The organism is Pseudoalteromonas sp. SMS1, from assembly GCF_021530565.1.
GTDB lineage: Bacteria > Pseudomonadota > Gammaproteobacteria > Enterobacterales > Alteromonadaceae > Pseudoalteromonas.
Genome location: NZ_JAKGBI010000007.1, coordinates 120,723 through 133,576, shown reverse-complemented (window position 1 = coordinate 133,576; position 12,854 = coordinate 120,723). Strand labels below are relative to the sequence as shown.

The 12,854-nt window shown below is 41.5% G+C and carries 10 protein-coding genes and 1 pseudogene; 6 read left to right on the top strand and 5 right to left on the bottom strand.

From position 1 onward, the window contains the following. Positions 1-2: 2 nt before the first annotated feature. Both L1286_RS10615 and L1286_RS10610 read right to left on the bottom strand, forming a co-directional pair. On the bottom strand, positions 3-1,208 hold the full coding sequence (locus L1286_RS10615; protein ID WP_235406957.1) for a restriction endonuclease subunit S: 1,206 nt from the start codon (positions 1,206-1,208) through the stop codon (positions 3-5). Beyond that, positions 1,192-2,781 carry a type I restriction-modification system subunit M gene (locus L1286_RS10610; protein ID WP_235406955.1) on the bottom strand — a complete coding sequence of 530 codons (1,590 nt, stop codon included), beginning with the start codon at positions 2,779-2,781 and terminating at the stop codon, positions 1,192-1,194. Before L1286_RS10610 ends, L1286_RS10615 begins: the two co-directional genes overlap by 17 nt. A 274-nt stretch (positions 2,782-3,055) precedes the next feature. On the opposite strand from L1286_RS10610, the gene L1286_RS10605 reads away from it, so the two are divergent. Together L1286_RS10605 and L1286_RS10600 are read left to right on the top strand one after the other, a co-directional pair. Then, complete coding sequence (locus L1286_RS10605) at positions 3,056-4,477, top strand: zincin-like metallopeptidase domain-containing protein (protein ID WP_235406953.1); 1,422 nt, start codon at positions 3,056-3,058, stop codon at positions 4,475-4,477. A gap of 245 nt (positions 4,478-4,722) precedes the next feature. After that, entirely contained in the window at positions 4,723-5,343 is a 621-nt protein-coding gene (locus L1286_RS10600) for a hypothetical protein (protein WP_235406951.1), read from the top strand. A gap of 89 nt (positions 5,344-5,432) precedes the next feature. On the opposite strand, the gene yghU is transcribed toward L1286_RS10600, so the two are convergent. Beyond that, positions 5,433-6,293 carry a glutathione-dependent disulfide-bond oxidoreductase gene (gene yghU / locus L1286_RS10595; protein WP_235406950.1) on the bottom strand — a complete coding sequence of 287 codons (861 nt, stop codon included), beginning with the start codon at positions 6,291-6,293 and terminating at the stop codon, positions 5,433-5,435. Positions 6,294-6,440: 147 nt separating this feature from the next. After that, positions 6,441-6,950 (bottom strand): annotated as a pseudogene (locus L1286_RS10590) (glutathione-dependent disulfide-bond oxidoreductase); the annotation flags it as partial. A 328-nt stretch (positions 6,951-7,278) separates the two neighbouring features. Between L1286_RS10590 and L1286_RS10585 the strand changes: the two are divergent. Together L1286_RS10585 and L1286_RS10580 are read left to right on the top strand one after the other, a co-directional pair. Further along, entirely contained in the window at positions 7,279-7,713 is a 435-nt protein-coding gene (locus tag L1286_RS10585) for a hypothetical protein (RefSeq protein ID WP_235406948.1), read from the top strand. Between the two features lie 43 nt (positions 7,714-7,756). Beyond that, a complete protein-coding gene (locus L1286_RS10580) occupies positions 7,757-10,414 on the top strand; it encodes a glycosyl hydrolase family 18 protein (RefSeq protein ID WP_235406947.1) in 2,658 nt (885 codons plus the stop codon). 62 nt (positions 10,415-10,476) lie between these two features. Here the strand turns inward: L1286_RS10580 and L1286_RS10575 are convergent, their stop codons facing one another. Further along, positions 10,477-11,169: an XRE family transcriptional regulator gene (locus L1286_RS10575; RefSeq protein ID WP_235406946.1), complete on the bottom strand. Its 693-nt coding sequence runs from the start codon at positions 11,167-11,169 to the stop codon at positions 10,477-10,479. Between the two features lie 269 nt (positions 11,170-11,438). On the opposite strand from L1286_RS10575, the gene L1286_RS10570 reads away from it, so the two are divergent. Together L1286_RS10570 and L1286_RS10565 are read left to right on the top strand one after the other, a co-directional pair. Beyond that, positions 11,439-11,777, top strand: coding sequence for a helix-turn-helix domain-containing protein (locus tag L1286_RS10570; RefSeq protein WP_235406944.1), 339 nt, complete (start codon positions 11,439-11,441; stop codon positions 11,775-11,777). A gap of 354 nt (positions 11,778-12,131) precedes the next feature. After that, positions 12,132-12,380, top strand: a complete 249-nt coding sequence (locus L1286_RS10565) for a hypothetical protein (RefSeq protein WP_235406943.1) — start codon at positions 12,132-12,134, stop codon at positions 12,378-12,380. Positions 12,381-12,854: the final 474 nt, after the last annotated feature.

The following is a 12,854-nucleotide window of genomic DNA, read 5'->3' as shown; positions in this document are numbered from 1 at the left end:
TTTTAAGCCTTTGACATTCTTTGTAATAAGACCAGTTTCAAGTTACTCAATGTTTTACTTTGCTCTTTAATGTTTCTCATATTGCTAATCAAAGTAGACGTTGTTTTTTGGTACTTTTCTAGAGTATTAGGTAATGGAGATAAGATGATCCGTCCTTTCATCTCTGGTGCAGTTAACTGTCCCTGTGCTGAGGCTGCGCTATCAAACTGAAACTGATTTATGGACTCAAATAAGTAATTCAATAGTTCTTGTTTCTTCGGAGTTACAACTATTAATCGAACAATCGGTACGAATGGCTCCAACCTAAGAACCGTATATCCGATGATCGCTCCCCTAGCTGATACAGTGATGCTATTTTCTTTAACTTTGGCTTTGTTCGTATACCCGTACAAACCTTCATTTTCTGTACTGTTAGCGTAGATAGGTACGTTGCATTCCTCTGTCATAAAGTCTGATACTATACTAGGTCTATCACCACCTGCTTTTATATCCGCCACTTCGCCTAAAGCAATTGGCTCCCATCCAATTGGGATTTGAACATTTAGCTCTTCACAGTACTCCATCTCACCACCAAAGGATTTGTATGACTTCCCTTCAAGTTCGGGCTTACCGATGGATTGTGCGTATTCTTTTGAGATCGGGAACTCAAAATCTACAAACCACTGTTTGTAAATAGCTTGAGCTGTATCTTCTAGCTTTTGAGTTAGTTGTTCGTTAAGTGCAATACGGTCATTCACCACATTGTATTCACGTACGATTTCACGCTGTTTCTCGATAGATGGAACAGGTAGTTCCATATCGCAGAAATCAGCCCAACTAAAACCACCACGGACACTATTGTCAGTCATAAACCAAGCGTTTCGGTCGAACTCCGAACGCCTGCACCACATCATCAGATATGCAGGTAAAAGCTCTTCTTCTTCCTTTACCTCAAAAACCACGTAAGCAGGCGATACAATAATTGGCTCATCATCTTCAAGCATCGAAATGGGCAACACTTCATCTCGGCCAACGTGCATTGGGTTAAATGCAAATTGATTTTTCTTAACAACTCGGTACTTGCTTAGATCTGTACCATTGATGTTCGCAACCGAAGGCATAAAGTGTTTATTGATGTTTATCCCTTTAAGCGAAGAGATAGAGTCATCCGTATTTTTTAGTTTGATTTGGGTGACGTAATCACCAATACGCTTATAGTGTGATCTCATAACCCAACTCTTCAAATACCGATAAAAGTTCCGATTTCGACTTTTCTTCTTGCTTCAATAGTGCTGTAAAGTCATCTCGCATTTGACTCATTTTCTGGTCAAAATCGACATCTTCATCGTGATTCTTAAACTCGATGTATTTACTTGGCACTAATGAGTAGTCTTTAGCTGCAATCTCTTCTTTAGTCGCAGAGTAACAATACTCAGCAATATCTTTGTATTCCGTCTCGGCACGTACTTCTTGCCAAGTGTGAAGCGTTTCAGCAATTTCAGAGATTTTCTCTGGAGAGAATTGAACGTATTTTTTCTCAAATGCTTCACCGTGTTTACGTAAGTCCATAAACAGAACTTTGTCTTCACGGTTACGGTAATGACGAGTCAGATCTTTGTGTGGAACCGTTCGCTCTTTCTTGTTCTTGTTAATAACCCAAAGTGTCACACTGATATCGGTAGTATAGAACATCTTCATCGGCAAAATGATGATCGCTTCTACTAAACCATTCTCGACAAGTTTCTGGCGAATAGCTTTTTCTGTCCCATCACCTGATAACGCACCGTTAGCTAGAATAAATCCAGCCACACCGTTTTCAGACAGCTTCGACACCATATGCAAAATCCAACCATAGTTGGCATTGCCTGTTTGTGGTGTTTCGTAGCCGTCCCAACGATGATCATCAACCAGCTCATCAGAAGCTCGCCAGTCTTTTTGGTTAAATGGCGGGTTTGCCATAATAAAATCAGCTTTAAGAGTTTCGTGCTGATCATTAGCAAAGGTATCTTTTGCGGCTGCACCAAGGTTGGCAGAGATACCACGAATAGCGAGGTTCATTTTCGCTAGTTTGTAGGTTGCACCTGTGTACTCTTGACCATACACAGAAATGTCTTTCTTGTTGCCCTTGTGGTTCTCAATGAACTTCATTGACTGAACAAACATACCGCCCGAACCACAACAAGGGTCATAGATTTTACCTTTGTATGGCTCAATCAGTTCTGCGATTAGGTTAACGATGCTCTTTGGTGTATAGAACTCGCCTTTACCCTTACCCTCTGCAATCGCAAATTTAGACAAGAAATATTCGTAGACTCGACCTACTACATCTTCGTGCGGATTCGCTAGGGTGTCGATGTTGTTAATCACGTCAATCAGCGCAGATAGCTTGCTGACATCCAAACCAAGGCGAGAGAAATAGTTATCAGGCAATGCACCTTGCAGTGCTTTGTTGGTTTTCTCGATGGTACTAAGAGCGGTATCGATCTTTAGAGCAATATCTTCTTGTTTGGCGTTTTGCTGAACAAAGCTCCAACGGCTCTCTTCTGGTAGATAAAACACATTGTCTTTGGTATAGGCTGGAACCATATCAATTCGAGCTTCATAGCCATCATCAATCAGCTTTTGACGGTGCTTCTCGAACGTATCACTGATGAACTTGAGGAAAATCAGGCTCAATACGATGTGTTTGTATTCTGACGATTCAACACTACCACGCAACTTGTTTGCTGCATCCCAGAGTGTTTCTTCAAATGATTTTTCTTTCTTTTTTGCTGCTGTTTTTTTAGTAGACAGTTTAGCCACTTACGCACACCCTATAGGATTCTGTTAAGAATATTTTATTGATTACATTTTGGGCCAAATACTATCAGAAACACCCTGATTTTTCTATTGAAATCACACTCATATCAAGTTGATAGACATCACTTTTAACTAAATTGGCACTAGAAATTTCGCTTCTACTATTCCCTCAAAAAGCCGAAATCTAGGGATAAAATTAACGCTATACTTTCAATAACTTGGATAATTCAAAATCAGTGATACGACATAAGTAGCAGCCTAAGAAAAGGAGTTACTTATGAAAATGCCAAGATCGAGTGCAGGACGCACTACTGCAAAAACAGACCAACAAAACGAAATACTAAACCGTCTATTCGATTACTTTTCAAAACCGAAAGGGGAAAAACCATCTTCAGAAAATGATATCAATGTGAGCTTTTATCGTTCTACCTTAAACGCCCTACCCAGAAACTTTAACGACAATAACTACAACGGGGTGAACATCATAATGTTGCTACAAGCTCAGGAAGAATCCGCTACCAAAGTGCCAATTTACGCCACATTCAAACAAGCCGCTGCACTATTAGAACAGCACAAAGATCAACTCCCCCCTAAGTCAGAAATATTTGATCCTGATAAACCACTGAAAGGGCTAAAACTGGATGCTCAAGTCGTAAAATACCTTGAAACTTACAAGAAAGACGGTGAGGTGATCAGCAAGGCTAAATTTGAGAATGAAACCCAAGGAATGAGTTTTAAAGAAATGCACGATAAGGGCTACCTCAAACGCAAAGGGCTTAAACCATACAAAGTTTTTCCGATAGAGCGCATCAAACATCTTCTACCTCAATCATACATTGACGAGCGCAGTTATTTTGCTAAACAGGCCGAACTTGAATCACAGCAAATGAGTGAAGAAATGCGAGATCAGGAGTTTGTTGAGAAAGCCCAGCTCATCATTGATGCGATGGGAGTACCTGTAATAGAGAAGAACGAGGATAGAGCTTATTATTCGCCTAGCAAACACGAGATTGTGATCCCTCCTAGGCATAAGTTCCGCTCTGATAAAGCCTATTTTGCAGTGATTTTGCACGAAATTTCTCACTCAACTTCAAAGCATTTGGGGCGTGATATGTCAGGCATATTTGGCAGTGCGACATACTCAAAAGAAGAATTAATCGCTGAGACAGCAACAATGTTTATGTGCTTAGATGAGGGCTTAGAAACGTTTCATTCCCACGCTCGCTACTTAGAAGGATGGTCGAGCCACTTTTCAGACAATAAAAAAGTGCTACTCAGTGTATGTAAACAAGCGAAAGAGGCGCAACAGTACATCAGTGATAAAGTCGCAGAGCACAAGTTAAAGCTACAACAAAAAGCTGCTTATTCTGTTCCTAACCTGCTAGACCAAAGAGTGACGCTCAACTGTGCCTACAGTGACGAACTCAGCCAGTTCATTGACAGACAATCACGCTCATTTGGTTTTTTGATTCCGCTTAAAAATCAGCGAATTGTTGGTTTTAACCATTTAGCCAAAGGGTTAGAAATTTACACCGATGAAAAGAAAGTTAATGTGTATGGCCCAGCCGCAAAATCGATAGAGCACAAGCTGCAAGAACTAGAGGTGAAGCAAGAGCTATTCTGTGATTCGATGCTGGATATCGAGCCAGATAACTTCACAATGCAAAAACCCAGAAATGGATCTCGATTATTTCTTTAGCGAAAGAGTAAAAACACAAAAAGCCCAAATCGGGCTTCTTGCACACATTATCGCAATAAGCTATCGCTAACTCCCAATTCACAGTCTTTCCCCCTTAATAAACCACGCACTATAATATTCTCAAAACGTAAAAACACTGTAGTAGAGGGATTTTTTTCACGCTCAACTTTTACTCAATTTGACGTTTGCTCGATTTATGGATCACTGACTTAGGGTTTAAAAACCCGTTTTTAAAGGAGTGAACTATGAATAACACCACAGAATTAAACATCAACACCACAGCATTTCAAAGATTTTCTCAGAAACAGGGCGAAGTCCATTTGCTGCGAGTAGCAGCATTGAACAGAGAAAAAGAAAATATCTTAGAAGGATTTTTGATTGAGATTGAACATCGAAGAGGTTCTAACTGGGATATGCAGCAATATTACTTATCTGAGGTAAACCCGAAATTAGCCAGAATAGGCGGAAAAATCTCAGGACAAACGAGACGGTTTAAACACACGCTTATTACTCAGATCTTGAGTCAGCTTATCAACAACCACCCTGAACTATTTAGCGCATTCTCGTGTTTGGCAATGAGTTTCTTTTCACTGAACTTGCTAGGTGTTTGTCCGACCAAGAAATCCATACTATCGCTAATCAAACCCATTTCAGACAAAAAAAGACTCACTGAAAACGGTCAAGGTGTCGAAGATAAGGTAAAAGAACTGTTTGAACGCCATCTAATAAACCAAGCTTTGATCAAAGAACTTTTCGATACGCAAATGCTTCACTACCAACAGCAAGTTCAAGCGCTTTCTGAAGAGTCCAGAGCGGCATACTTGCAGATCAAACAAGAACTTAATAATCAAAAGAAGGAGGAGTAATTCCTCCTTGGTTGCGAGGGTTAGAAAACCATTTTTTAAACCCTTATCGACCGTTTTTAACCGCTTAGAGTCGTGAGTTGTGTACAAGGTTATGGGCGGATTTGCAATACACGGTCGATATCTTCAGCAGAGTGTCGTTCTGGGACTTGTTCCCATTCTTCCCCCCATCCTTTATTCACCACTATGCCTCGTTGTACCGCTTCACGAGACTCTATTTGTTTAGCCCAGCGTACAACGTTCTCATAGGTATGTACTTCTAGGAACTCAGCAGCATCATATAACTTGCCTAGCACCAAATTGCCATACCAAGGCCAAATAGCCATATCAGCGATAGTATATTCTTCACCAGCGACATAAGTGTTCTTTGCAAGTTGTTTGTCTAGCACGTCAAGTTGACGTTTCGCTTCCATCGCAAATCGGTTAATAGGGTACTCTTGCTTTTCGTCCGCATAAGCATAGAAATGACCAAAACCACCACCTAAAAATGGGGCAGAGCCTTGCGCCCAAAATAACCAGTTAAATGTTTGGCTACGTGCAGATCCATTACTTGGTAAGAACTTGCCAAACTTTTCAGCAAGATGAACAAGTATAGAGGCGGATTCAAACACGTTTACGGTTTCGCCCCCCGATTTGTCAACTAATGCAGGGATTTTAGAGTTAGGGTTTACTCCTACAAATCCAGAAGAGAACTGATCTGATTCACCGATATTGATGAGGTATGCGTCATATTCAGCCTCTTTAATACCTAGTGCCAAGAGTTCTTCAAATAAGATAGTCACTTTTTGACCATTTGGAGTAGCTAGTGAATACAGTTGAAATGGATGTTCACCTTTGGGTAACTCTCGTTCAAATCTAGCGCCAGATTCAGGGCTGTTTATATTGGCCCACTTGTTACCGCTACTTGCTTCGTTTTTCCAAACCTTAGGCGGAGTGTATTGCTTTTCGCTCATAGCTATATCCCTGTCTTTTTGTTCGTTTAAGTGAGTTGAGTGGCTGAAATATTACTATACAAAATACCACTTAATTATTTTGTATAGTGCTTCGTAAAGCCTAATTAATTGAAATTAATGAGTATGTTTAGAATGATGATTTGGGTGGGGATATTGACAAGCGTATAAGTGACCAAACCCTCCACCCAGTATGGGGGCTGAGCTCATTTGCCAAAACAACCAATTGAGGCATTCGGTTCTCTCTGTAAAGCCTGTGGGTAAAAATGCAGAGAATTTCTCTGCGAGATAAAGCAAAATAGCACCAGACTCAAATACCCTTATTGGCGGGGTGTGACTGTTATCAACCAGTGCAGGGATTTTAGAGTTTGGGTTGATAGCTGTAAAGCCACTTGAAAACTGTGCGCTTTCCATAATATCAATAGTGAACGCATCGTATTGCGCAGCCGATATGCCAATTTCTAACAACTCTTCTAATAAAACGGTGACCTTGACACCGTTTGGTGTTGCCAGTGAGTAAAGTTGTAAGGCATGTTGACCTTGAGGAAGCGACTTATCGAATCTAGGCCCCGAAGTGGGTCGATTGATATTCGCGAATTTACCGCCATTACCTTCTTGCCACTGCCATACATTATTCGGTACATAGTTGTGATTAGACATATCAAGCACACTCGTTTGTATTTTATTATCCTGTTATTAAGAGACCGATAAAACGTCGAAGTTGATTCATACTGAAAAATAAAATGACGATGAGGCAGAGTGGAGGGCGCTTAGCGTCAATAGAGTATCTCGATAATTGAGTGAGCGCGTCAGACAACATATCAGCCTAAGATTCCACTTTGTTACCCAATATGCTCAACGATGGATGTGATTACAATGCATTTTTTGTGGCTTCAATGTTTCATGAGAGTTGAGTTTTTATTTGTATTAGGTACATTGACGTTAACGGTTGCATCTCTTTTGTTAACTTTTCGAGACGGACGCATATATGGCTAAGGTTATTTTTTATCTTTTATTTTTTATCTTACTTAGTTTTTCGTTTTATTTGGATGCAAATGACAACGTTGTCTACGGTGGGGCCGAAAAAACGCAAGTAAACAAATCTAGGCGTATATCGGGTTTATGGCATGACGTAAATAACAGTCATTTTGAAAATGGTCATTTAATTGTATCTCAGCAAGGCCAGCAAATATTTACCGCACATTACCTTGAGTTTAAAGGTGCACCATTTATCGAACATGGTATGGGCGTAAGACATCTAGATACGATTACTGTGCATGTGGAAGTGACACAGCAGATACCAGGGTGGACAACCAAAGGAATTCATACTTTGACGTTGTCTGAAGATGGGCAGTACTTGATCGGAGAATATTTTTCAGGGGGGGAGAAAGGCCCATTGAAATTTAAAAAAGCGGGTAAGTAATTACCAATATAAACAAAAACAATAACATGTAGAAGGAATTCTAATGAAGTATGTGAATAATAGGGTTTTAAGCCACGTAAAAGGGGCTTTATTATTCTCTAGTTTAGTAACCTCTATTCCATCACTGGCGGCTGTGCCCGGCGCACCGAAAGTAGAGTGGATGGTTGAAAAACACAGCCTGGTGACAATCACAGACTCTTTGGCGTACAAAGATGTTGTGGTTGCCCCTAGTGTTGATGTGTCTGTGCCGTGGTCAAAGTGGACGGGAGTGGCAGGTGATACTGTTAACATCCTACTGGATGGACGAGTCGTGCACAGTCGGGTTTTAACCGATGTTGGTAATTCGCAATCAGGCGTAGAAACATTAACTTTTGATACCGGCGGTAAATATCAGCTCACCGTGCAGCTTTGTAATTCGAGTGGTTGTACAGACAGCAGTAATGCTAAAACTTTGATTGTTGCCGATACTGCGGGAACGCATTTAGATCCGCTTCCGATGAGGGTGAATGACCCTCGGTTTCCAATTGAAATGACAAACCGCTCCTACGTAAACACAACTGGTAAAATGGTGGCTGCCTATGCCGCTGAGTGGTCAATTTATCGCGTCGAAGGAATGGATTACTATATTGACAACATTCCTGCACAAAACTTAACCCACATCTTTTATGGGTTTGTGGCTATTGCAGGCCCTAATGAATCCTTCAAGACTGAAAACCCGACAGGGTATGAAACATTCCAAAAGGTGACTGCGGGCTTGAACGACTTTGAGTTGGCCCCTCCTGATCCTTGGGCGGCTTATATGAAACCAATCGGTGATCAAGTAAATCAAGACGCGATAAAAGGTAACTATGGTCAAATGATGGCACTAAAACAGCGCTATCCAGATCTCAAAATAATCCCTTCTATTGGTGGCTGGACGTTGTCTGATCCTTTCTATTTCATGGAGCAGGATGCGAATCGTAAAGTATTCGTTGAGTCTTGTCGTAAATTCCTGAGAACGTGGGCGTTTTGGGATGGCATAGATATCGACTGGGAATTCCCTGGAGTTGCGGCAGCCAATCCAAATTTAGGCTCGCCAAACGACGGTGCAACTTACCTCAAGCTGATGCGTGAACTTCGTGCAATGCTGGACGAAGAAGAATTGCGCACGGGCCGCAAGTATGAGCTCACGTCAGCGATAAATGTCGGTTACGACAAACTAGAAAAAGTGAACTACGGTGAAGCCATTAAATATATGGACTATATCTTAATGATGTCCTATGACTATTTCGGTGCTTGGGACTTGGAAGGGCTTGGCCATCAAACCGCTGTTTACCCATCAGACTTTAAACCTGCAGATAAACGTACGACTCAATACAATTTAAAAACAGGCATTGATTTATTAACAGCCCAAGGTGTGCCTAGCAATAAACTGATAGCCGGAGTAGCAATGTATGGTCGAGGGTGGACTGGGGTTGAATACACGCCAGGAACCCATCACATGCAGGGTAAGGCGACGGGCCCTTCAGCGCCTGCGGATGCATTTAAACTTGAACCTGGCACTTTGATGTATGCCAATATTGCACAATGGGCCAAACATCCTGATTGGGAGTATCACTATGATACTACCGCTCAGGCTCCATACATATATCGCCCAAGTACCGGAGATTTAATTTCATATGATGACCAGAAGTCAATAAATGCGAAAGGGCAGCTTGTACAACAAGAAGGCCTTGGCGGTATGTTCGGCTGGGAAATTGATACTGATAATGGGGATATTTTAAACTGGATGCACGAGGCCTTAGGACACCCTATCGCAGACGGGAAAAATCGTGCACCTGTGGTTGATGCTGGTGTGGAGCAAAGCGTTATGTCTGGCTCTGTCGTGCAATTGACAGCAGCAGCCTCCGATGCGGATAGCGATGTTTTATCGTACCAGTGGCAGCAAGTATCTGGGCCAGCGATTAGCCTTAGTGTTGAAACCGCACGCACGACGGAGTTTGTTGCGCCTGATGTCGTTGGCGAGGCAATGGTTGTTTTACGTTTTAGTGCGCATGATGGCAAAGGCGGCAGCGCCAGTGATGACGTGCGTATTATGGTAAGTGATAGTAAGGTGAATACGCCGCCTGTCGTCAATGCAGGTGCGAGCCAGCAAGTTGATTCTGGTGCCCAGAAAGTTGTCTTAGATGGTAGTGCCACCGCCGATGCTGATGGCGATACACTGTCCTTCTCTTGGACACAGGTATCAGGGCCGACCGTCACACTGTCTTCTATCAATTCGAGTAAGTCGAGTTTCGCGTTACCGGCGGTGACGCAAAAAGCGCAGTTGGTATTTCGTTTAACGGTATCTGACAACGGCGTAGATATGTACAATGATACTACGACCGTGACCATTATACCGAAGGACGGGGGCGGTTACCCAGTCTATGATGCAAATGCGATATACAATACGGGCGACAAAGTGAGCCACTTCGATAGAGAGGTACAACAGGACTTAGTTTGGGAAGCGAAGTATTGGGTGTCAGGTATTACGCCAACCAGGTTTACCGATGCTTGGATATTAATAAGTCAGGTTGCATTTCCGTGGCACACTAATGTTGCTTACGATACGGGTAGTGAAGTGTCGCACTGCGACAGCGCTATGCAATGTGCAACATATAGAGCAATTTGGTGGACGAAAGGTGATGAGCCGGGTAAGTCGAGTGCTTGGCAAAAACTATAGTGAGTAAATAGTCGCCTAGGTGGGAATAGCTGCCCATCTAGGTGCTATCTATTTGAACACACCTAGGTCAAATCTTTACCAATCCAGACAACTTTACCAATAATTTCTAACTGTTCCAGTTCATCAGGTTTGACAACCTGTTCCACATACTCTTTGTTGTCACTGATCAGCCTTACTGAGCCGTCTAAATACTGCTGGAGGCGCTTTGCATAGAGTTCCTCACCCAAGCGCACCACATAAATAAGCCCTTCACTGAGCTTTTTATCTGATAAATCGACCAAAATCGTATTATTGTTATGTATGGTTGGCTCCATTGAGTCGCCTTTAGCAAATACAACAGCAAGCTCGCTTTTTTCTAGATTTTTATATTCTAACCACTTTCTTCTAAATGCTAAGTGCCTTGCGATTTGGGTGTGACCATTGAAAGCTCCATGTCCAGTACTCACTGAAACATGATAGCCAGGCACAAGCACAAAGGCTTCATTAAACTCATCTAGCTTTACCAAAGGGTGCATTGATGTTTGTGATTCAGGTAATGTCGTTTGTGCTTCGCCAGTAATAAGCCATAGCAAGCTGACATCAGCTTCTTCAGCGATTCGCTCAATGATACTCAGTTTAGGGTCTTCGCCTTTTAAAATTCGACGCAAAGTCCCCTCAGAAACATCAATTTTTGACGCAAATGCTCTAATGCTATGTGGTTTTATAGCCTCTTCTACCCGAGAAGATAGACTATTTAAGGTATTTGATCCGTCCATAATGGGTTTTTAAGTCCTAGGTGGCTTCTATTACACAGTAATAGACGCATTATAAAGAGCTTTAAAAATAAACTCAATGCAATTTTTTACGCAAAAAGTGAAAAGATATGGGTTGTTGTGCGTAATAAATTGCTCTATAATTCTTAAAAAATTACGCAGACTGACATTTTTTGATTCAGGATGTATTAACAGCAGTAAGTTATAACAACTATTTATGTACCCATAGTACTCATTTAACTTACTTGCGTAATAAAATAAGGAAAGCGGAAATGGCCAAACAATCAATCTTCAACGCTCAAATGAAAGTAAGACTGTCACAGCGCTTAGTTACGGCGCAGCAAACACCAGATGCAACCCCTTCATCGAGTGAACTAGTGCGTACGCCAAAGGGAGCGCAACTACTTAAATATGCGCGAAAATGTCGTGGTTTTACACAAGCAGAATCTGCGGCTTGCTATGGGATTGAAGAGCGCACTTTAAGGCGTTGGGAAAATAACGAATATAACCCTCGCTGGAATGATGTTATTTCGCTAATCGAAGATGTGTATTTGATGAATATCACTCAGGCGATAGAAGGGGTTAGAAATAATCCAGAACTCATTGCGTAATTTTTTAAATAAAGAAGTCATCATGGACAACGAGTACACAATCGCGCACTTCTTAGGGAAGTGCGTAATAAATTGAATAATGTATGTGTTAGAGTCTATTTTTGTGCATTTTAAAGCGTGAACAGCGGTAAATATGACACTCTGAGGCATTGTTTTATTACCTTTTTCGGATCTTTGAATAGGATTAAGCGTGTTTGTATACGGGGGCTATGAGGCTTTTTCTAAGTGGGTTATTGAATGTATGTCTTCATTTTTAAGTTTAAGATTTAGATAGAAACACCAGTTAAATAGTATATTAAAGTGATGACTATTGCGGGAGTGGCTGCTGAGTGCGAGTTTGTACATGAATAACGGATGCGAACAGTGATTGCGTGTTCATTGTTTAAAACTCACTGTGAAAGGAATTACGATGAAGCTTTTAAAGTTATGCTTGGTGCGGCACTCTTACCAAGCTTTATGGTACTTGCACTGGCTAAAAATGTTAGCGACATCGATAGGTTTGAGCGCATAACAAACTATGCATCCGGTCCTGTGAAATCGGTCAATATTGTCAGTTACAGAGCACATATATTAATGATCACTGTCCGGCTGAAAAATGTGTAAAGCCATTGTACATATTGCCAATGTATATTCGAGTAAAACTCATTTTTTTAAATCACCTGACTGTGACTTAGGACGACAGCAGTCATGCTAGCCTTACTCATAAAGCTGACTAGAATGATGAATCTACTTTATTAGATACCGAATCTGCACATATTCGCTGCATGGATGAGCTTGATACTCATGCCTGAAGCCTTCATTGTTGATTGACAAATACCTGTAGAACCTGCTGGTAAATGTAGCTATCAACCTGATTCATTTAGTTACCCTTCAGCATACAAGATAAAGAGCAAATTGAGCGTCAACAATCAGAATTCACAGGCTTGTTTACCACTTTACCTAATCGTGGCGTATCTCTTGGGTTATTTAATGGTAAAGACAGGCTAAACGATGCAAAATCGGTATTATTTCAATTATTGAGAGCGCAAATGCGGCAGGTAAGAGCATGGTGACAAAGGTATTTAACTTGACGAACCC

Bases quoted from the DNA above. Each gene is read 5' to 3' on its own strand.
- L1286_RS10615 (WP_235406957.1), bottom strand. From the start codon at position 1,208: ATGAGATCACACTATAAGCGTATTGGTGATTACGTCACCCAAATCAAA.
- L1286_RS10605 (WP_235406953.1), top strand. From the start codon at position 3,056: ATGAAAATGCCAAGATCGAGTGCAGGACGCACTACTGCAAAAACAGAC.
- L1286_RS10600 (WP_235406951.1), top strand. From the start codon at position 4,723: ATGAATAACACCACAGAATTAAACATCAACACCACAGCATTTCAAAGA.
- yghU (WP_235406950.1), bottom strand. From the start codon at position 6,293: ATGAGCGAAAAGCAATACACTCCGCCTAAGGTTTGGAAAAACGAAGCA.
- L1286_RS10585 (WP_235406948.1), top strand. From the start codon at position 7,279: ATGGCTAAGGTTATTTTTTATCTTTTATTTTTTATCTTACTTAGTTTT.
- L1286_RS10580 (WP_235406947.1), top strand. From the start codon at position 7,757: ATGAAGTATGTGAATAATAGGGTTTTAAGCCACGTAAAAGGGGCTTTA.
- L1286_RS10575 (WP_235406946.1), bottom strand. From the start codon at position 11,169: ATGGACGGATCAAATACCTTAAATAGTCTATCTTCTCGGGTAGAAGAG.
- L1286_RS10570 (WP_235406944.1), top strand. From the start codon at position 11,439: ATGGCCAAACAATCAATCTTCAACGCTCAAATGAAAGTAAGACTGTCA.
- L1286_RS10565 (WP_235406943.1), top strand. From the start codon at position 12,132: ATGCGAACAGTGATTGCGTGTTCATTGTTTAAAACTCACTGTGAAAGG.